Source organism: Terrihabitans rhizophilus, from assembly GCF_033898525.1.
Classification (GTDB): domain Bacteria; phylum Pseudomonadota; class Alphaproteobacteria; order Rhizobiales; family Methylopilaceae; genus Flaviflagellibacter; species Flaviflagellibacter rhizophilus.
In genome coordinates this window covers 504846-523808 of record NZ_JAXAFJ010000001.1, presented here as the reverse complement: position 1 = coordinate 523808, position 18963 = coordinate 504846, and the positions used below count along the sequence as shown (strand labels likewise).

At 63.9% G+C, this 18963-nt stretch carries 19 protein-coding genes and 1 riboswitch; of the genes, 5 read left to right on the top strand and 14 right to left on the bottom strand.

Going from position 1 to position 18963, the window contains the following annotated elements; translation table 11 throughout:
• Positions 1–6 precede the first annotated feature (6 nt).
• From SCD90_RS02350 to SCD90_RS02310, 9 genes are all read right to left on the bottom strand, one after another.
• Entirely contained in the window at positions 7–777 is a 771-nt protein-coding gene (locus SCD90_RS02350) for an urea amidolyase associated protein UAAP1 (protein ID WP_319843008.1), read from the bottom strand.
• 74 nt (positions 778–851) lie between these two features.
• A riboswitch (guanidine-I (ykkC/yxkD leader) is annotated at positions 852–959 on the bottom strand.
• A 91-nt stretch (positions 960–1050) separates the two neighbouring features.
• The gene (locus SCD90_RS02345; protein WP_319843007.1) at positions 1051–1842 is read right to left on the bottom strand and encodes a phosphodiester glycosidase family protein; all 792 of its coding nucleotides are present in this window, start codon (positions 1840–1842) and stop codon (positions 1051–1053) included.
• A 46-nt stretch (positions 1843–1888) separates the two neighbouring features.
• Positions 1889–3076, bottom strand: a complete 1188-nt coding sequence (locus SCD90_RS02340) for a L,D-transpeptidase family protein (RefSeq protein WP_319843006.1) — start codon at positions 3074–3076, stop codon at positions 1889–1891.
• A gap of 124 nt (positions 3077–3200) precedes the next feature.
• Positions 3201–3974: an enoyl-CoA hydratase/isomerase family protein gene (locus SCD90_RS02335; protein WP_319843005.1), complete on the bottom strand. Its 774-nt coding sequence runs from the start codon at positions 3972–3974 to the stop codon at positions 3201–3203.
• A complete protein-coding gene (locus tag SCD90_RS02330) occupies positions 3971–5218 on the bottom strand; it encodes a CaiB/BaiF CoA transferase family protein (RefSeq protein WP_319843004.1) in 1248 nt (415 codons plus the stop codon). Before SCD90_RS02330 ends, SCD90_RS02335 begins: the two co-directional genes overlap by 4 nt.
• Positions 5219–5286: 68 nt before the next feature.
• On the bottom strand, positions 5287–5979 hold the full coding sequence (locus SCD90_RS02325) for a GntR family transcriptional regulator (protein ID WP_319843003.1): 693 nt from the start codon (positions 5977–5979) through the stop codon (positions 5287–5289).
• A 120-nt stretch (positions 5980–6099) separates the two neighbouring features.
• Positions 6100–7638: a tripartite tricarboxylate transporter permease gene (locus SCD90_RS02320; RefSeq protein ID WP_319843002.1), complete on the bottom strand. Its 1539-nt coding sequence runs from the start codon at positions 7636–7638 to the stop codon at positions 6100–6102.
• A gap of 21 nt (positions 7639–7659) precedes the next feature.
• A complete protein-coding gene (locus SCD90_RS02315) occupies positions 7660–8142 on the bottom strand; it encodes a tripartite tricarboxylate transporter TctB family protein (protein WP_319843001.1) in 483 nt (160 codons plus the stop codon).
• 88 nt (positions 8143–8230) lie between these two features.
• A complete protein-coding gene (locus tag SCD90_RS02310; protein ID WP_319843000.1) occupies positions 8231–9235 on the bottom strand; it encodes a tripartite tricarboxylate transporter substrate binding protein in 1005 nt (334 codons plus the stop codon).
• Positions 9236–9414: 179 nt separating this feature from the next.
• On the opposite strand from SCD90_RS02310, the gene SCD90_RS02305 reads away from it, so the two are divergent.
• Positions 9415–9945, top strand: coding sequence for a gamma carbonic anhydrase family protein (locus SCD90_RS02305; protein WP_319842999.1), 531 nt, complete (start codon positions 9415–9417; stop codon positions 9943–9945).
• Between the two features lie 29 nt (positions 9946–9974).
• On the opposite strand, the gene SCD90_RS02300 is transcribed toward SCD90_RS02305, so the two are convergent.
• The 5 genes from SCD90_RS02300 to SCD90_RS02280 all read right to left on the bottom strand — a co-directional run bounded on the left by SCD90_RS02300 (position 9975) and on the right by SCD90_RS02280 (position 14546).
• Positions 9975–11021: a fatty acid desaturase gene (locus SCD90_RS02300; RefSeq protein WP_319842998.1), complete on the bottom strand. Its 1047-nt coding sequence runs from the start codon at positions 11019–11021 to the stop codon at positions 9975–9977.
• Positions 11022–11665: 644 nt separating this feature from the next.
• Entirely contained in the window at positions 11666–11875 is a 210-nt protein-coding gene (locus SCD90_RS02295) for a cold-shock protein (RefSeq protein ID WP_319843229.1), read from the bottom strand.
• A 372-nt stretch (positions 11876–12247) separates the two neighbouring features.
• On the bottom strand, positions 12248–12754 hold the full coding sequence (locus tag SCD90_RS02290; protein WP_319842997.1) for a VOC family protein: 507 nt from the start codon (positions 12752–12754) through the stop codon (positions 12248–12250).
• Positions 12755–12857: 103 nt separating this feature from the next.
• The gene (locus SCD90_RS02285) at positions 12858–13238 is read right to left on the bottom strand and encodes a VOC family protein (RefSeq protein ID WP_319842996.1); all 381 of its coding nucleotides are present in this window, start codon (positions 13236–13238) and stop codon (positions 12858–12860) included.
• A 411-nt stretch (positions 13239–13649) separates the two neighbouring features.
• Positions 13650–14546, bottom strand: a complete 897-nt coding sequence (locus tag SCD90_RS02280) for a LysR family transcriptional regulator (protein ID WP_319842995.1) — start codon at positions 14544–14546, stop codon at positions 13650–13652.
• A gap of 158 nt (positions 14547–14704) precedes the next feature.
• Between SCD90_RS02280 and SCD90_RS02275 the strand changes: the two genes are divergently transcribed.
• The 4 genes from SCD90_RS02275 to SCD90_RS02260 all read left to right on the top strand — a co-directional run bounded on the left by SCD90_RS02275 (position 14705) and on the right by SCD90_RS02260 (position 18948).
• Positions 14705–15667 carry an MBL fold metallo-hydrolase gene (locus tag SCD90_RS02275; RefSeq protein ID WP_319843228.1) on the top strand — a complete coding sequence of 321 codons (963 nt, stop codon included), beginning with the start codon at positions 14705–14707 and terminating at the stop codon, positions 15665–15667.
• A 323-nt stretch (positions 15668–15990) separates the two neighbouring features.
• Complete coding sequence (locus SCD90_RS02270; protein WP_319842994.1) at positions 15991–17196, top strand: MFS transporter; 1206 nt, start codon at positions 15991–15993, stop codon at positions 17194–17196.
• 118 nt (positions 17197–17314) lie between these two features.
• Positions 17315–18289, top strand: coding sequence for an SDR family oxidoreductase (locus SCD90_RS02265; protein ID WP_319843227.1), 975 nt, complete (start codon positions 17315–17317; stop codon positions 18287–18289).
• Positions 18290–18291: 2 nt separating this feature from the next.
• On the top strand, positions 18292–18948 hold the full coding sequence (locus SCD90_RS02260) for a DedA family protein (RefSeq protein WP_319842993.1): 657 nt from the start codon (positions 18292–18294) through the stop codon (positions 18946–18948).
• The last annotated feature ends 15 nt before the right edge of the window (positions 18949–18963 follow it).

The window sequence follows — 18963 nt, the reverse complement described above, 5'->3', positions numbered from 1 at the left end:
GCTCCCTCAGCAGCCGCACAGGTGATAGAGGCGGTTATTCTCGAAACCGCGCGCATTTTCCGGCCTCGACAGGCGGCAGGCATCGCTCTCCGGGACGGGAGCAGACGTGCGGAATTCCACGCCCACGGGCCGCCAGGGATAGCTCTCAGCCTTGTTCAGCGGGTGCGGGCAGGTGTGCATGAGGACGAGCGTGTCCATCTCGAAGCGCAGCTCGACATGGTTGCCGGCCTTCGAGGCATCGGGCACGTAGGCGATGGTGCCGTCATCCTCCACGGCCACCTTGGAGAACCAGTTCACATTGGCGGCGAGGTCGCGCTTTCCGAGCCCGTATTTGGCGGCCTCCACGAGGAAGCTGTCGCGGCCGTTCTGCTTCCAGTCATTGCGGTCGTGCTGGTAGTCGCGCGCGCCCCAGCGCTCCTCCACCATGCGAGCGCTGAGATTGCCGCACACGCTGTCGTGCCAGCCCATGCTGTCCTCGGTGATGGAGCAGAAGATGCGACCCATGTCCGAGTACAGGCAATTGCCGGCCGTGAGCTTGAAGGTGTGCTGGCACTTCAGCGTGTCGGGGGCGTTGTAGCGCTCAAGCAGGTTCGCGGGATTGTAGAACAGCATGCCGGCATTGGCCCCGCCCTCTATGTCGATGAGGCGCAGGGCGGTGCCCGCCTTCATGGTGAAGGACCAGTGCTTGCCGCCCGCGAGCACCGTCTCGTAGAGCACGGAATTCGGCGGTGGGCTGGCACGCAAGCCGGACGTTGAGAAGGATCGAGTGTCGGTCAAGGAACTGCTCCACTGCGATGGAGCGCGACGGGCCGGAATGAAAATCCAAACCTCGCGGCGCATCCGCTGGTCAGATCTCCCGGGCTTTTGTCCCGCCGTGTGCCCGCCCGATGTCTCCCAGGCGGGGTGTTGCTCTCGGACCAGCACCGTGGAGGACGGCCGGAACCCTAGCGACAGACAAGTACCTGCAACGGCCGTGCCAGCTTCATGGCCATGCGCCTCGGACGATCCTTCCGGCGTTGCCTAAGAAGACGGCACGGGCTGCCCAGATGTTCAGCGCTGCGTCACCAGACCGATGATCGGCCCGTAGCCGCCATACCAGGACCAGTCATTCCGCCCGAGCGACGGCACATAGAGGCCGACGCCGCGCCCGCCATCGAGGAAAAGAGCGTCGCGGCAGCCCAGCCCGTCCCTGAACAGCCGGGCGAAGTCGTGGAAGTTGACGGCATCATCGCTGACTGCGAACCGCACCTGACCTTCGGCGCAGATGCCGACGCCGCTGCGGCGCGTCTTGTCGGTCGATCCGGGGATCAGCGCCGGGTGCAGTTCGTTCTCGATCACCAGCATGGGTCCGGACTGCGTCGCGAACCGCGCCTCGGGGCGTTTCTGCAGAAACACTTCGGTCGGCAGGATGCCCGCCTTCCCTTCGCCGATGAAGAAGACGCCGTTCGGCTTCTTGTAGAAGTTCGGCACCTTTGCCGGTGGACCTTCCACGCTGGCCCGGTCTGCCGGGCGCAGTTCCTGTCCGTCCTCTATGTGCAGGCCGACCGGAGTGAAGTCGCGCTGATACATGCCCCCGTTCAACGCGAAGAGCAGTTCGCCGCCTCCACCCTCGATTGCCTTCGCAAGATTCGAAAAGTTGCGGAAAGGCTTGCCCTCGCCATCGTTCCAGAAGAGGCGCAGGCCGGACGCGGATGCGTCCACCGTGCAGACCGCATAGCGGCCGCTCTCAAAGGTCTCCTGGGCACAGCCATTCGCATCCGCAGCTCGTGAACCAGCGGAACTGGCAGCTACAAAGAATGCCGCCGCCGCAGCGGCGTTGCGAAGCGTCGACGAGGAAAACATCCGCAATCCTCACCGCAAGTCCGACAGCAGTCCACTCACATGCGGCTCATTCGGCCACAGTTCGCACTTCGTTGAGTTCCGAAGCCGGGTCCACCGCCGTCATGTCCAGCCGGTCGCCCGTGAATTCGACCGGGACGCCTTTCTCGACCAGCTTCACCAGTTCGAGCACGTCGAAATTCGCCAGACGGATGCAGCCGTGGCTGTTCGTCTTGTCGATCTTGGAGGGCTCGGGGGTGCCGTGGATGCCATAGGTCGGCTTGTCGAGCCCGATCCACACCGCGCCCACGGGGTTGTTGGGCCCCGGGGGCAGGCGCAGGGCCTTGGTGTTGTTGCCCTGTTGGAAATTGACCTGCGGCCGATACCAGTATTCCGGGCTGACGGCGGTGTTCTTCACTGCGTGCACGCCGCTGGGCGAGGGAAGGTCGGAACTGCCGATCGTGGCGGGATAGGCCACGACGAGATTGTCTTCTGCATCGTAGCCCAGCAACTGGCGCTTGGCCTTGTCCGCCACCAGCCGCGCGACCTTCGTTTTGACGTTCGAGCCCGTATTGGCGACCACGATTGTGGAGCCCGGCCTGTCGAAGTCGATGTCCGGGTTCAGGGCGCGAAGGAACTCCTCGTCCATGTGGAAGCGCTCGGCCAGCAGTTCGACAGGGTTGCGATAGTGCAACCCGGGAAGCAGGGCCATTTCCGCATAGTCGGTCGGCATCTGCGCGACGAACGGACCCGCGACATCTTCCTCGGCGATCTCGTAGACGACGAACGCGTCCTCGGCTTCGCGCTCCAGGGCACGCCAGAGTTCAGCGCTCAGCACGCCGTCCTCGGTGAGGCCCTTGATGCGCTGGGCAGCGGCAATCGCCTTGGAGACGTTGCCGCCAAAGAAGCCGTCGATGACGCCGGGCGACACGCCGGCGCGATCCAGCAGAACCTGAAGCTTGGCCATGCGCGGATCGTGCTTGCCGCGTGCGAACGGCTCGGGGCTGAACACGGCTGTGTTGGCGGCCAGCACGAATTCGCCCGGAGGGAAACGCTCCTTTACGACTGCTGGCGCCGGTTCCGTCGGAGCCTGCTCAACGGCGGCGGGAGGCGCTGCGGGGACAAGGCCGATGCTGCCGGTGATCTCTCGACCGATCGGATCGTCATCCATGAGGCTCGTGCTTTCGGCACCGGCACTGCCGAGGCCAAGCATGATGAACGCCAGGGACGAAAGGGTGACGCGAAGACGGTTCGACACGAATTGGCTCCGGGGCCGGCAGAGGGCCGCCGCGTATCCCACGCCAATACGGTGAACAGGCCGTTAACAGGACCGCTCACATTTTATCAGGACCGGAAGCAGCGCTCCTGGCGCCCCTTCTGCACTACTCGCCGGTCCAGACCGGCTTTTGCTTGGTCAGGAACGCCTCGACGCCGATCTTGAAGTCGCGGCTGCCATAGCATTCCGCTACCAGATCGTCGCCGTGCGGCAGGCCAGCATGCACGATGCGGTTCATGCTTTCCTTCTGCACCCGCATCGTCACAGGGGCATTGGCCGACAGCTTCGAGACGAGGATGGCGAGCCGGGCTTCAAGGTCCTGCGGCTCGGCGACCTCCGTCAGGAAACCGCAGTCACGGGCTTCCTGCGCCGTGAGAAGCTCGGCCAGCATCAGCATGCGCTTGGCCCGGCCGGGACCGAAATGCGCCAGCACCCGCGCCGTGTTGGCGATGGACAATGTGTTGCCCAGCGTGCGGGCGATGGGGATGCCGAAGCGCGTCGCCGGGGTAGCAATGCGGAAATCGCAGGCGGCAGCGATCGCCAGTCCGCCGCCGATGGCGAAGCCCTCGACCACGGCAATGGTCGGGACCGGCAGGCTCTCGAGCGCACCGATGCGGGCGTCGATGATCTCCTCATAGGCCAGGCCATCCCCGCCGGTCTTGAACTCGCGGAACTGCTCGATATCGGTGCCCGCGACGAACGCCTCTCCGCCGGCGCCCCTGAAGGTGACGACGCGCAGGCTGCGGTCCGCCGCGATCCTGCCGCAGATCTCGGCGAGCGCGTCGTACATGCCCCAGGTCATCGCATTGCGGGCTTCCGGACGGTCGAACACGACCGATCCGACGCCGTCCGCGACGGTGTAGTGAACCTGCCCGCTCATGCTCCGAACGCTCCCCGCGCCTTGAGGTCGGCCACGGCGGCATCGTCGAGGCCGGCTTCCGCCAGCACGCTCTCGGTGTGCTCGCCTAGCAGCGGCGGGTGCATGCGGATCTGCTGCGGCGTGCCCATCAGCTTCACCGGGAAACCGATATTCGGCACCGTGCCCTCGATGGGGTGGGGGATCTCGATGCGCATCTTGCGGTGCTTGCCGTGCTCGCTTTCGAAGGCTTCGGGATAGCTGCTCATCTTGCCCGCCGGGATGCCGACGGCGAGAAGTTCGTCCACCCATTCGTCCGAAGTTTTCGTGACGAACACCTTCTCCAGTTCCTCGATAAGGGCTTCGCGGTTCTTCAGGCGCACCGGATTGGTGGCGAAGCGTTCGTCGTCCAGCAGGTCCGGGCGTCCGAGCTGGTTGCAGAGCTGCGTCCAAAGCTTCTGGTTGGTCGCGCCCATGACGAAGTAGCCGTCCTTCGACTTCACGGCCTGATAGGGCGCGCTCATCTTGTTGGAGGTGCCGACCGGCGTCGGCATCACGCCGGTGCCCCAATATTCGGACGTGTCCCAGATGGAGAAGGCGAGGGCAGCCTCGAACAGGGAGGCGTCGATGTACTGGCCTTCGCCGCTCTTCTGCCGGCCGATATAGGCGCTGAGCAGGGCATAGGTGCAGAACAGGGCGCAGCCGATGTCGGCCACGGGCACGCCGGCCTTCACCGGAGCGCCGCCGGGATGGCCGGTCACGCTCATGACGCCCGACATGGCCTGCGCCATCAGGTCGAAACCGGGACGATCAGCCCAGGGGCCGGTCTGGCCGAAGCCGGAGATGGAGGCATAGATCAGCCCCGGATTGATCGTCTTCAGCGTCTCGTAATCGACGCCCAGCTTCTTCACGACACCGGGCCGGTAGTTCTCGACCAGGATGTCGGCGGTCTCGACCAGCTTGTAGAACGCCTCGCGGCCGGCCTCGGTCTTGAGGTCCAAGGTCACGCTGCGCTTGTTCCGGTTCATGTTGAGGAAGCCCATGCTGTCGGGCCCCTTCATCTTGAATCCCATGGCGCTTCGGGTCTGGTCGCCGGTCGGCGGCTCTATCTTGATCACGTCCGCGCCGAGATCGGCCAGCAGCATGGTCGAGAACGGACCCGCCATCACCTGGCTGAAATCCAGCACGCGCACACCTGCGAGCGGCAAGGATGCTGCCGATTTCGCATCCGGCGTCTCGGCGGTGGTGTGTTCGAGAACTTCGCTCATCGCATCTACCCTCAATTCATAATCAATAATTAGAGATGGTGCAGCCCCTGGGCCGCACCCTCATCAGCCTAGATTGGACGATCGGAGATGGCGGGCGCCCGCATGCGCCGGCTCGGGGCCGCTGCCGCCGTGGGCGGAACCGGGCGCTCGCGATCAAGGTAATCGCGAGCGATGCCGACCGTGGTATCGGTGACGTGGTTTTCCAGCAGTGCCGCAAGCCGCTCGCCATCACGTGCTTCGAAAGCGGCGATCATCTCCTCATGCTCCGCCACCGCCTTGCGCCAATGCTCCGGCGTCTTGCGCACGACGAAACGACAGGAGTGAATGCGCGTGAGGATCTGCTGATAGAACGAAAGCAGTGTGATGTTGCCGGCGATGACGAAGAAGGCTTCGTGGATCAGCCGGTTGCTGCGCAGGTAGCTGGCCTCGTCGTCCGCCTTGTAGAAGCCCATCATGTCGTCGTGCAGCTTTCGCACGCGCGCGATGTCGGCTTGGCTGGCCACCTGGCAGGCGAGCATTCCCGCCAGCCGTTCCAGCGAGGCCATGATCGGGAACATCTCGTTGATCTGGTCTTCCGTGATGCGGGAGACGATGGCGCCGCGGTGCGGAAGGATCTGGAGAACACCCTCCGCAGCCAGCACCTTGAGCGCCTCGCGGATCGGCGTGCGTGACACGCCGAACTGCTCGCACAGCTGTTCCTCCGGCACCTTTTCACCCGGCCGCAGTTCGCCGTTCAGGATCATTTCCCGAAGCGGTGCCACGAGGGACTCGTGGAGGCTCTGCCTGACAATAGGGTCCCGCGCCATCAAACTTCTCTCGCTCACGGTCCGGATACAATCGTGCCGGTCAGATTAGACATGGGGCAGCCAATGAGAAATGCCTCATACCGATCCTGCCTCGGCCTCCTTCTCGATCGCGCGGCTGCGGAAGTTGATTCCTGCCCGCCGAAGGACAAGCGAGATGAGTGGCAGCAGCAGGAAGAAGACGCCGAGGAACATCATCGTGGCCACAAGGCCGTTGGACCAGAAAATGGAGGCCGAACCGCCTGAGGTCAGCATGGCCTGCCGGAACGAGTCCTCGGCATTGTGGCCCAAGACCATGGCCAGCACGAACGGCGCCAAGGGATAGTCCAGCTTCTTGAACACGTAGCCCACCAGGCCGAACACAAGCGCCAGCCAGATGTCGAAGGTGTGGCTTGCCACCGTGTAGGCGCCGATGATGCATACCATGGTGATCATGGGCCCCATGATGCGGAACGGCGCTCGCAGGATGAAGGCGAACAGCGGAACGGTCGCGAGCACGAGGATCACGGCGATGACGTTGCCGACATACATGCTGGCGATCAGCCCCCACACGAAATCCGGGCGCTGGGTGAACAGCATGGGTCCGGGCGCCAGGCCCCAGATCATCAGACCGCCCATCATCACGGCGGCCGTCGCGGAACCGGGGATGCCCAGCGCCAGCATGGGCAGCAGTGCGCAGGAGCCGGCGGAATGGTCGGCGGTTTCCGGCGAAATCACGCCCTCGGGCGCACCCTTGCCGAAGTTGGCACCATTTTTCGAGAACCGGCGGCCCAGCGCGTAGCTCATGAAGGATGCAGCGGTCGGGCCGCCGGGCGTGATGCCCATCCAGATGCCGACGGCGGCACTGCGCAGGATCGAGGCCCAGTAGCGCGGCAGTTCCGCCATGGTTCGGAGGATCGTGCGGATGTCGAGCTTGGCCTTCACACCATGGAATTCGAGGTTTTCCTCCATGGTGGTGAGCAGTTCCCCGAGACCGAACAGACCGATGACCGCAATGAGGAAGCTGATGCCGCCGATCAGCTCCTCGAAGTCGAAGGTGAGGCGGCTCTCGCCGGAGATGGTGTCGGCGCCGATCGTTGCGCAGGCGAAGCCCAGCATCATGGAGACCAGGGTCTTGAACGGTGATCCGGTCGACATGCCGATGAAGCTGGAGAAGGCCAGGAAGTAGACCGCGAAATATTCGGCGGCCCCGAAGCGCAGCGCAAAATTGGCGACCCAGCCGGACAGAAGCGTGATGACGAGAACGCCCGTCAGCGCGCCGATGCCGGCCGAGCAGAAGGCAAGCGTCAGGGCGCGCACCGCCTCACCCTGCTTGGCCATGGGGTAGCCGTCGAAGGTGGTGGCGACGGAGGACGGCTCGCCGGGAATGTTGAACAGGATCGAGGTCGTGGAGCCGCCGAACAGCGCCCCCCAATACATGCTGGTCAACAGGATGATCGCCGAGACCGGATCCATGGTGAAGGTCAGCGGCAGCAGCAGGGAGACGCCATTCGGCGCACCGAGACCGGGGAGCACGCCCACGACGAGCCCGAGCAGCACGCCTACGACCATGATCATGATGTGGTAGGAGGTCAGCGCGACGCCGAAGCCCTCGAAAAGCAGGCCGAAATTGCCCATGGTCCGTCCTCGCCCGCGGGGTCAGTAGATGCCGAGCGCGTTCAGGATCGGACCCTTGAGCAGGGGCACCGTGAACAGCACTTCGAACAGGATGTAGTTGACGGCGACCACGATGATCGCCGTGAGAAGGGCGTTGTGGAGCTTCATCTTTCCAGGGATCCACATCGTGAAGAAGATGTAGATGAAGATGCCGATGTAGAGGCCGAGCCAGATGGAAATGGCTGCGAAGGCAATGATCGGCAGGAAGAAGAAAACCACATTGCGCAGCCGCTCGGCGTCTACGAAGGGCTCCTCGCCGTCGCGCCGGCGCAGCAGCGTCTGGATGATGGTGGCCACGCTGCCGAAGATGATCAGGCAGCCGATGTAGAACGGAAAGTAGCCGGGCTGCGGGCCGGAGGAATCCCACTGGATGCCGTTCTCGGTCGAGCCGTAACAGACGATGATGCCGAGAAGCGCCGTGACGATCGCTGCGCCGATCTCGCCTGTTCTGCGTGAGATTTCCATGAAAACGCTCCCGGACACGTGGCCCGCCGTCCAACAGACATGAAGAGGGCAGCCGGCGCGAAGCTACGCCCCGGCTGCCGTGCCGTGGTTACTCGCGCAGCCAGCCGGCCTGCTTGTAGATCTCGCGATAGCTCTGCTCATGCGTTTCGATGAATGCCTTGAATTCATCGCCCGTCAGCACCCGGGGGATCTGCGCGCCGCGCTGCTGGTAGGCCTTGAACTCCTCGCTGGCCGCCACCTTCTTGAGCAGGTCGGTGTAGAAGGCGAGGGCCTCCGCCGGCATGTCCTTGGCGCCCCAGACGGTGCGCGGCTGAGCGAAGGATCCAACGTTCAGGCCGGCTTCCTTGCAGGTGGGGATCGAATTCCAGGACTGGCCGTCAGCGATCACCGTGGTGTCGGCGAGCCGCTCCTCCTCGAAGACGCAGAGCGGCTTCTGCGTGCCACCACGCCATTGCTCGACACTCTCGCTGGGATTGTTGACATTGCCCTGGATGTGGCCGCCGGAGACCTGGATGGCCGCTTCGCTGCCGCTCTTGTAGGGGATGTAGGAGAGCTTGATGTCGGCTGCGCGCTCGATGAGCGTGACAAGCGCGGCATCGGCTTCCTTGGCCTTCGCTCCGCCCATCTTGACGCTGCCCGGCGCTTCTTTCGCCTTGGCGATGAAGCCGGCGACGTCCTCGATGCCGGAGGCCTTGGGGTTCACCCACAGGATGAAGGGATCGAACGCCAGGGCCGCGATCGGCGTCAGGTTGTCGAGGCTGTAGGACAGCTTGTTCGCGAGCGGGAGCACGTAAGCATCCTGCGTCCCGAAGAAGAGCTTGTAGGCGTCGCCCTTGCTGGAGCGCGCGTCGATGAATGTCTCGGCACCGCTGCCGCCGGCTTTGTTAGTGACGATGATGGCGGTGGTGAGCAGCTTGTCCTTGGTCAAGGCGGACTGCACGACGCGGGCGAAGGTGTCCGTGCCGCCGCCGGGGCCGGCCGCCGCCACGAATTCAACCGGCCGGTTCGGCGTCCAGTCAGCCGCTGCCGCGCCGGCCAGTGGGGCCAGCGACGCGCCAACCATGGCCGCGATCCGAAGAGAATTTCTGATCATGTTTCGCTCCCGTTCTTCCTGGCAGGCCCGTTGGGACAGCCCGTCTTGAAATCGCATCAATAATTATTGATACGATATCGCATAGCTGATGGCAATCAGGCGCATGGCTCGATTAGCGTACCCTGTGGATGATCGGTCGATCGCGGACGGCCCAATCTAAGACCGAAGAGTGAGGAACGATGCCCATCTATTCCCTGGACGGCGTTCAGCCGGAGATCGCAGAAGGCTCCTCCACCTGGATCGCACCTGATGCTCATGTGATGGGCAAGGTACGGCTAGGTCAGGACTCGACCGTGTGGTTCGGAGCGGTCATCCGCGGTGACAACGACAGCATCACGATCGGAGTGGGCACGAATGTTCAGGACGGGGCCGTGCTGCACGCCGACCCCGGATTTCCACTGCTCATCGGTGACAATGTGACGGTGGGCCACCGTGCCATCGTTCATGGCTGTACGATCGGCAGCGGCTCCCTGATCGGCATGGGTGCCACCCTGCTCAACGGGGTGGAGATCGGCCGAAACTGCCTTGTTGGAGCCAACGCACTGCTCACCGAGGGAAAGAGCTTTCCAGACGGCTCATTGATCGTGGGCGCGCCGGCCAAGGCCATCCGCACCCTCGCGCCCGAGCAGGTGGCCCAGATCCGGCAGGTTGCCGAGCACTACGTGCAGAACGGCCGCCGCTTCGCCGCAGGGCTGGTCAAGATAGGCTAGTGCGGAGGGCCGCCGGGCCGGGGCGGCTTCTAGGCTCGACCCGCCAGACCGGCATCTGCGAACGACACGAGCCGCTGCCGGGATTCATCCCAGAGCACCAAGCGGACGCAGCGGAAGCTTTGCATGAGTGTGAGGCGGCTCACATCGATGAGGGAGGGATGGTCGCGGAGCACTTCAGGCAGGCGATAATAGGGGATACGGCTGGCCAGATGATGGACGTGGTGGATCCCGATATTGGCGGTGAACCAGCGCAGGACACGGGGGAGATCGTAATGCGAACTCCCGTGCAATGCCGCTTCCTGCGCGTTCCAGGTCTTGTCCTCGGTCCAATGGGTCTCTTCGAACTGGTGCTGGACATAGAAGAGCCAAACGCCGGCGGACGCCGCGAGCAGCATCACCGGCATGTACAGAAGGAGAAAGGTCACGAAGCCCGTCAGCCAGATGAATGTGCCGGCAGCGAGGGCAACGGCAAGATTCGTCGCCATGGTGCTGATCCACGGCACCGTGCCGGCGCGCATCAGGCCAAGGGGCACACGGTACTGCATGAAGAAGAGATAGAACGGCCCGATGCCGAACATCACGGCCGGATGCCGGTACAGACGGTATTTCAGCCTTCCCCAATAGCCGAGCGCCTCGTATTCGCGGACGGTCAGGGTGTCGACGTCACCGATTCCCCGGCGGTCCAGATTGCCTGAGCTTGCGTGGTGAACCCCGTGAGTCCGACGCCAATACTCGTAGGGCGTAAGCGTCAGAACTCCCAGCGCTCTGCCGGTCCAGTCATTCCTGCGCCTGGACGCGAAGAACGAGCCGTGCCCGCAATCGTGCTGGATGAGAAACGACCGCAGGAGGAATCCCGCGGTGGGGAAGATCAGCAGCGCATAGAGCCAGGCATGGCCCGTCGTCAGGGAAAGCCACATGAGCCCCCAGAGAACCGCCAATGGGATGAGAGTGATCGCGAGTTCGAAGACGCTGCGCAGAGCTTTTGGTTCGCGGTATTTTGCCAGCGCACGTGATAGTTCCCGCGCGCTCACTTCGGGCGCCGACGGGCTGTTCTGCAGAGTAGTCGCGTGCGGCATCCAAGGCATCCTGTCAGAACCAAACATCGTGGACACAGCCCGCCGTCCTCGACGGCGGGCCTTGAGCGCGATGGCGAAGGGGCTTTCGTCGATCACGCTGATCCGGGCGCCGCGATGGGCCGGTGCTTCCGGATTTCTGCGGGTATGCCTGTAAGACGTTGTATCTAGAGCCGCATTGAAGCGCCAGCGTGGCGCATTGAAGGCGGCTGGCGGAATTCTGCTGCTAGGGTATCGACACGCTGCACCGGCATGTTGGCCGAGGCGGAGTGAAGTTTGCGCCGCTCCATCTCCGATTTCTTCCGCCCCGCCAGCGCTTGGCTTGGCTGGGCTTCTTCACACGCGTTGCAAGGAACTATATGGCGGCTTACGACTTAAGTCTAAGAACGCTCAACGGACACTTGGAAGCCTCGCCACTCCCAACCCGGCGGGGCTTCTTTTTGTCCCGCGTCGTGATCACCGCCTCGAGAGGTCCAGCATCCGCGTCGGCAGGCGCCAGCGGGGGAGCGCTCAGCAAGCTATGCCCGCTGCGCCAGGGCAAGAACGGGCGATGCGGGGGTGCTAAACGCAAAGAAGACCGGCATTGCCGGTCTTCTGTCATTGCATCTGATCCGCCAGTGCATGACTGGCGAGGTCGTCAGATCGATTCAGACGGACTGAAGGTTTTCAGCAGAACTTTTGCCGCTGCGGCTGTCGTTCACGATGTCGAAGCTGATCTTCTGACCTTCCTGGAGCGGGTGGACACCAGCGCGCTCGGCAGCGGAAGCATGAACGAAAACGTCCTGTCCGCCATCATCAGGCTGAATGAAGCCGAAACCTTTGGTCGTATTGAAGAACTTCACTGTTCCAGTAGGCATGACGATTCCTTCGAAGTGCATAGTTGCGGTCCCCGTTAGAAGGAACCGCGAGAAATATCGACATTATCGAGAAGATCGTCAGAGCCCATCGGGCAAAAAACAACGTTCAGCATCAAATTCGATCTGATCATTTTAGGTCCCCGCTCGCCTAAACGCAACCTCATCGCGGAAATCCTCTGCCGTGCGGTGAGCCGTCTTGGTGCTCCCATCGGCGTTCCAGGTGGCACGATGCGCCTCCTTCCCCCGATCGCCCGGGAGGAGAGGAGAGTTCTCAAACGCTCTCTCAAGCACCCCATTGCGCCCCGACCGGCCTTGTCCTTCCATCGAACCCATCGATTGAATGATCGTCCGCAGCGTGGCTCTCGCGAGCCCTCAATCGGAAGATCCGGAAGGCAGTGGGTGACCGCTTCGTGCAGCTTCAATCTCGGCGACGTCGATCTTCTTCATCTTCATCATCGCCTCGAATGCCCGTTTGGCTTCTGCGCCGCCCGCTGCCATTGCCTCCGTCAGGGCGCGCGGCGTGATTTGCCAGTTCACGCCCCACCGGTCCTTGCACCAGCCGCACGCGCTTTCCTGACCGCCATCGCCGACGATGGCGTTCCAATAACGATCGGTCTCTTCCTGGTCGTCGGTGGCGATCTGGAACGAGAAAGCTTCATTGTGTTTGAAGGCAGTGCCGCCATTCAGGCCGATACAGGGTATGCCCACTACGGTGAACCCTACGGTCAACACGTCGCCCTCCTTGCCGGCTGGATAGTCGCTCGGGGCACGATGAACGGCCTCGACGGCGCTGTCGGGAAAGGTCTCGGCGTAGAAGCGGGCCGCAGCCTCGGCATCCTTGTCGTACCAGATGCAGATGGTGTTCTTCGGGTTGGCCAATCTTTGTCCTTTCGCGTGCAGCCATGCCGGCGAGGTCAGCGGGTCGGCGCCCGCAAGGCTCCCGATAAAGGGGCGGGTTCATGGAACCACCCCTGTCTCTGCCTCAGCCCGGCATCTGGTTCACGTGCAGGATGTTGCCGTCCGGATCCTTGAACCAGACAAGCTTCATCCCATCGACATGATGGATGTTGGCGCGGAACTCGCCGATCCCGGGATAGTGTTCAAAGACCACGCCCTTTGCGGCAAGGTCAGTCGCGATCAGATCGATCTCTCCGCCCGCGTCCCAGACCACGGCGTTGGCGCGGTTCGTGCCGGCCGCGTCTGAGCAGTAGACGACAAGCTGCGTGGCGCCGGTGCGGAACACCATCACCCCGTCCATGTCTTCTCCGACAGGTTCGAGGCCCAGCACGTCCACATAGAAGCGCCGAGCGCGTTCGAGGTCGGAAACGGCGACGATCGCTGAGGAATCGTTGTTCTTGAGCACGGCCTTTCCCTCACCGATAGTGTGCAGGAAGCTATATTGATATCAACATAAACGGCTGCCGATGTCCAGCCGAAGGCCGAGCCACGACATGGCGCCCGTCCAACGATCCTCCCGTCGTCCACGCAACGGACCTTGCCCGGAGCAGCGTTGCGCTGCGGGATGCCTGCCCGATTGGACGAGGCGGTTCGCCAGCTTCGGCTGAAAAATTCCCAAAGCCGGCTTCACCGTCGCTCCGCCGCCAAACTGCCAACGCTCAGGACCTGAGAACGAAAACCGCTGGGCGTCAGCTCGGAGGGGCACCGGCACTCAAGGTGAAGGTGGCGTCGCTGGATCACTCGGTGCAAGGCCCGCCGATCAGAGGCAGGTGATGCCACGGCGCTTCGAGCCACGCTCCGGCGCGGTCACCAATGTTCAACGTGTGGATCTGCGGACGAATTCAAGGAAAGCCCGCATGGCTGCACTGCTGTGCCGCTTGTTCGGGTAGTAGAGGAACCAGCTCGGCAGTTTTGGGCTCCAGTCGGCGAGCACTTCTACCAGGCTGCCATTTTCGATGGCCTGGCGGGCATAGTCATCGATCACATGTGCAATGCCTTGCCCGGCCAGTGCCGCCTGAAGCTCCTGATGCGCCGAGCTCAGGGTCAGCCGCCCTTCCGGTGCGATCTCGACCGCCTCACCCTGCTTTTCGAATGCCCAGGTCGCGAGCGCCCCGCCGGGATAGCGGCGCCGAACGCAATCGTGACCGATGAGATCGGCCGGAATGCGTGGCCGTCCACGCTGCCGCAGATAGTCCGGTGTGGCGACGATCGCGTACCGCAGGGGGCGCCCCAGCGGCACTGCGATCATGTCCTGGGCAAGTTGCTGTCCGAAACGGACGCCTGCGTCGAAGCCCTCCGCGACGATGTCGACCATGGCCGCATCGCTGACGATCTCGACCCGTACCCCCGGATGCGTTTCCATGAACGCGAAGGCCAGCGGGCAGAGGACATGGTCGACCGCCGGTCCCGGCGCGTTGATGCGCAGTGTTCCGGAAGGTTCGTCCCGCAACTGATCGACCTCGACGAGCGCTTGCCGGATGTCGTCCAGCGCTGGGCGAAGGCGCCCGAGCAGCCTCTCTCCGGCTTCGGTCACTGCCACGCTGCGCGTCGTTCGGTTCAGAAGCCGGATACCGAGCGCCTGTTCCAGCGTCGCCATGGTCTGGCTCATGACGGAGGAGGACACGCCTCGCTCGGCAGCCGCGGCGCGAAAGCCGCCGGAGCGGACGATCAGCGCAAATGTCTCCAGGTGATCGAGCCGTATGGAGGGGCGCATTGATCTCTCCAGCAGATCAGCGTGATCTGATCTGTTGAGCTTATCAACGCACTGTCCGTGCGTCACCTTCTTGCTCGGGAACGGAGCGGCTTCCCGCCGCCGGCAAACAATCACCCCGCACGAGGCAATGAATGCTCACGATCAACCGACGCAGGATCATGCTGTCCGCCGTCGCTGCCGGCGCGTCCGGAGCGCTCTTGACCAGCACGATCGGCGGATCGGTTGCCGCGCAACCGGCTGCGACCGCCCCTAGCGCAAATGCCGGCCATTACCGCTTCCGGATCGGAGACATCGCGGCGACCGTGCTGAGCGACGGCATCATCGGCGGCCCGCCCAAGGTCTATGCCGGAGACGCCCCGGAGGCCGAACTGCAGGACGTCCTGCGCCGCGCTTTTCTGCCGACCGATGTCCTGACTCTCAATCTCAACACTGTGCTTCTGGAGATCGACGGCCGCCGCATTCTCCTTGAGGCGGGTGCCGGAAACACGATGGGGCCGAATGGCGGACGCCTCTTCGACAATCTTCGGGCGCTCGGCCTGTCGGGCGGGGACATCGACCTCGTCGTCATCTCGCACACGCATCCGGATCATGTCGGCAATCTGCGGACCGCCGAGGGCGGCCGGGCCTTTCCCCGTGCGCGGGTGATGGCACCAAGGGCGGATTGGGCGTTCTTCGTCGAAGCAGAGCCCGATCTGTCCTACATGCCGGTGCCGCCGGATTTTCGTCGGCGCTTCGCCGACAACATCAAGCGAAGCGTGCAGCCCTATGCCCGTGACGTCGAACTCTACGAGGCCGGCGCGGAAATCGTGCCCGGCCTGACCACGATCCCGGCAGCCGGCCACACGCCGGGCATGGCCGCGTTCCTGGTTCAGTCGGGCCGCGATCAACTGCTCCTGACGGCCGATCTTGCCTACCACCCGGTCGTCAACATCGACCGGCCCTGGCGGCCGGGCCCGGACCGCGACCAGGAAGCCGCCGCCACGGCGCGCCGGCGCATCTTCGACCGGGCAGCCGCGGACCGGATGCTCGTCCTCGGCTTCCACTACCCGTTTCCGGGCCTGGGCCGGATCCTGCGGACTGAGAGCGGCTACGCGTGGGTTCCTGCCGGATGGCAGTTCTGAGCCTGAAGAGCCGGCAAGGGGAGGCATCCTCTCAGAGACCCGGCAGGCAGCGGGATGTCAGCGTAACGGACGCGACGCCCAGTTCTGGGGCCGGCCAAATCGAGCAGCCGCCCCTCGCAAGATTAGGCAAGTTTTTTGCGGTATCCGGCATTCTGAGCTTGGCGCCCTCCGGATAGCTTAACGTTAGTTAGCCCAAGAGGTCATCGACGCCTATGACTAATATATCCGCGTCTCCGCAGATCAGGCCCCGAATAAGCCAGGCAGCATACGTGCAGTCTTCCGAGCGCTATGCCGAAGGAGGGCGGCTGGCTTCGATCATAGCGATGCTTATCTTGATCCAGATCATCAGCCAGGTCGACCGGATACTTCCGTTCATCCTCGCCGAGTCTATCAAGCGCGATCTTTCGCTGAGTGATACCCAAATGGGCCTCATCACCGGCATGGCGTTCGCCGTTTGCTACGCGCTGCTGTCTCTCCCCCTGGCGCGTGCTTCGGACCGGGGTTCGCCACGGCTCGTTCTTGTCTCGTGCATTCTGGTCTGGAGCGCGATGACAGCGCTTGGCGGCATCAGCGCAAGCTTCCTGTTCCTGGCCATGACCCGGTTCGGCGTTGCCTTCGGTGAGGCCGGAGCCATCCCGGCAGGTCATGCCCTCATCGCCCGGAAAGTGCGACCTGATCGCCGCGGCCTGGCCATTGGCCTGTTTTCGATGGGCATCCCTCTCGGAACGATGATCGGTTTCGCAGCCGGCGGGGCCATTGCCGACACGCTGGGCTGGCGCTCCGCTCTCATTGGCGCCGGCACAGTCGGCGCGCTGATCGGGGTGCTGACGTTCTTCGTGATGGGTTCGACGCCCCGGCGCGCACAGGTCACCAGCAAGGATGAACCGTTCCTGGCGGCCAGCCTGGGGCTTGCCGTTTCTCCGCAGTTTCGTTGGCTGATGATCGCAGCGCTGATCGGTGGCTTCGCATCTGCGCCGTTCTATGCGTTCTCGGCGCCCTTCCTGATGCGGACCCACGGTTTCACCGCCAGCGAGGTGGGGCTGTCCTTCGGCCTCCTGCAGGGCGCCATGGGATTGATCGGCACGCTGGTCGGCGGTCGTGCGTTCGACGCGGTGGTCCGTTCCGGAACCGGACGCGTCTTCGGTCCCCCCGGGCTGCTCTTCCTGCTCGCCAGCTTCACCACGGCTTTTGCATGGCTCGTGCCGACAGGCTGGATGTCCATCGCCCTGCTGGTGCCGGGCATGCTTTGCTTTGCTTTCCTGATGCCCTGGGCCTTCGGCGGAGCGCATCTTCTGGCAGGGCCGGGTAAGCAGGCGCTTGCGTCCAGTCTGGTCCTGATCGGTTCCGGACTTCTAGGCCCCGCTCTCGCGCCGCTCATGGTGGGCCTCATCAGCGATGCCGCCTCTGCGGCGGACATGCCGAACGGCCTCGGCCTCGGCCTGATGGTTGTGCCGGCGGCGAGCTTCCTGACCGGGCTGGCCCTTCTGGTCGCGAACAGGCGCGCCGCAGCATGGCTCCGCCAGACCTGACGCCATCCGGCCAACAGACGGAGGGCTGCCTGACGGCGGCCCTCGATCCCTGGCACCGGCAAATTCCATTCGGCCGAACTGCGACCCAGTGGCCGCCCGACATCGAGGACCTGCCATGATCACCGACTGGACCAGAGACGACATTCCTTCCCAACGCGGCCGAACGGCGGTCGTGACCGGCACAGGCGGCCTAGGCTTTGAAGACGCATTGGCGCTGGCTGCCGCGGGTGCGGATGTCATCATCGCCGGCCGCAATCCGGCGAAGGGCGCCGAGGCTGTCGCGCGCATCCGGCTCGCCTTCCCCCACGCCAGCGTGGCCTTCGAACTGCTTGATCTCGGAAGCCTTGCATCCATAGCCGACTTCGCGCGGCGCATGGATGACACGCGCCATAGCCTCGACCTGCTCATCAACAATGCCGGGGTCATGACGCCGCCAAGGCGTGAAACCACGTCCGACGGATTCGAACTGCAGTTCGGCACGAACTATCTCGGCCACTTCGCGTTGACGGCCCGTTTGCTTCCCCTGCTGCTGCGGGCAAACCAGCCGCGCGTCGTGACGGTGTCCAGCATTGCGGCGCGCGGCGGTGCGATCGACTTCGACGACCTTCAGGCCGAGACGGGCTATCGCCCGATGCCGGTTTACGGCCAGTCCAAGCTGGCGTGCCTGATGTTCGCCATTGAACTGCAGAGGCGCAGCGATGCCGCCGGCTGGGGCATCGCCAGTATCGCGGCTCATCCCGGAATCTCGCGGACCGACCTTCTCCACAATGCACCCGGCCGTTTCAGCCCTCAGGGCATATTGCGTTCACTGCTGTGGTTCCTGTTCCAGCCGGTTCCCCAGGGCGCCCTGCCGACTTTGTTCGCGGCGACGTCTCCGGACGCCAAGAAAGGCGGCTATTACGGCCCAGACCGGCTGAGAGAAACGCGCGGCTTTCCGGCTGAAGCCAAGTTCCCGAAAGCGGCGCTCGATGCCGCTGGCGCAAGCCGGCTGTGGGAGATCTCCGAGCGATTGGTCGGCGTGACGTTCCGCTCATCAGCGCTCCAGCCGCTCCTGATCGAGCACCAGCTGGTGGCCGTTGGATACGGAGCTTAGCTATGGACCCGCTCGCGGACATCGCGTCCGTCGTCGCCGCTTACGGTCTCCTTGGTCTCTGCCTGATGGGGCTGGCAGAAAGACTTCTGCCGGTTCTGCCCTCGTACGGCCTGCTCTTGTCGGTCGGCGTGGGCGCGGCGGAAGGCGTCTGGTCATTGCCTGCCGCATTCCTGGCAATCACTGCCGGCGGCGCGCTGGGTTGCGCGCTGTGCTTCTTCGCTGTGCGGGCTTTGGGGGATGCTCGCTCCTCCCGCCTCATCAGCGGCGCGGGCCGCATCTTCGGCATCTCCAATGTTCGCATGGAGCGATGGCAGGCGAGCTTCCGAAGGAACCAAAGCGGCCTTGCGTTCGGGATGCAGCTCGTGCCGACTTTGCGGCTTTTTGCGCCCGCCTTCGCCGCCGTTCTCGGGGGTAGTACGCGGCGCTTTCTCCTCGCATCCACGATGGGCGTCGCCGTCTGGAACGGCCTGTTTATTCTTGCAGGTTTTGCCGCGTCACACCTGATGTCGGACCTGAATACAACGGTGTTGACCATGGGGGCTCTGGGCTGTCTCCTCAGCGTCGAAGCGGGCGTGCTCTGGATCGCCCGAAGCATCCGTGCTCGATCGGGGCTCCGGGCCACGCAGATCGCCACGGGCGCAAGAACGCCATTTGCATGACGCTGCGGAGCATGA

Coding starts and splice junctions, on each gene's coding strand:
- SCD90_RS02345 (WP_319843007.1), bottom strand. CDS start 1,842: ATGTTTTCCTCGTCGACGCTTCGCAACGCCGCTGCGGCGGCGGCATTC.
- SCD90_RS02335 (WP_319843005.1), bottom strand. CDS start 3,974: ATGAGCGGGCAGGTTCACTACACCGTCGCGGACGGCGTCGGATCGGTC.
- SCD90_RS02330 (WP_319843004.1), bottom strand. CDS start 5,218: ATGAGCGAAGTTCTCGAACACACCACCGCCGAGACGCCGGATGCGAAA.
- SCD90_RS02320 (WP_319843002.1), bottom strand. CDS start 7,638: ATGGGCAATTTCGGCCTGCTTTTCGAGGGCTTCGGCGTCGCGCTGACC.
- SCD90_RS02315 (WP_319843001.1), bottom strand. CDS start 8,142: ATGGAAATCTCACGCAGAACAGGCGAGATCGGCGCAGCGATCGTCACG.
- SCD90_RS02310 (WP_319843000.1), bottom strand. CDS start 9,235: ATGATCAGAAATTCTCTTCGGATCGCGGCCATGGTTGGCGCGTCGCTG.
- SCD90_RS02305 (WP_319842999.1), top strand. CDS start 9,415: ATGCCCATCTATTCCCTGGACGGCGTTCAGCCGGAGATCGCAGAAGGC.
- SCD90_RS02300 (WP_319842998.1), bottom strand. CDS start 11,021: ATGCCGCACGCGACTACTCTGCAGAACAGCCCGTCGGCGCCCGAAGTG.
- SCD90_RS02295 (WP_319843229.1), bottom strand. CDS start 11,875: ATGCCTACTGGAACAGTGAAGTTCTTCAATACGACCAAAGGTTTCGGC.
- SCD90_RS02280 (WP_319842995.1), bottom strand. CDS start 14,546: ATGCGCCCCTCCATACGGCTCGATCACCTGGAGACATTTGCGCTGATC.
- SCD90_RS02275 (WP_319843228.1), top strand. CDS start 14,705: ATGCTGTCCGCCGTCGCTGCCGGCGCGTCCGGAGCGCTCTTGACCAGC.
- SCD90_RS02270 (WP_319842994.1), top strand. CDS start 15,991: ATGCTTATCTTGATCCAGATCATCAGCCAGGTCGACCGGATACTTCCG.
- SCD90_RS02260 (WP_319842993.1), top strand. CDS start 18,292: ATGGACCCGCTCGCGGACATCGCGTCCGTCGTCGCCGCTTACGGTCTC.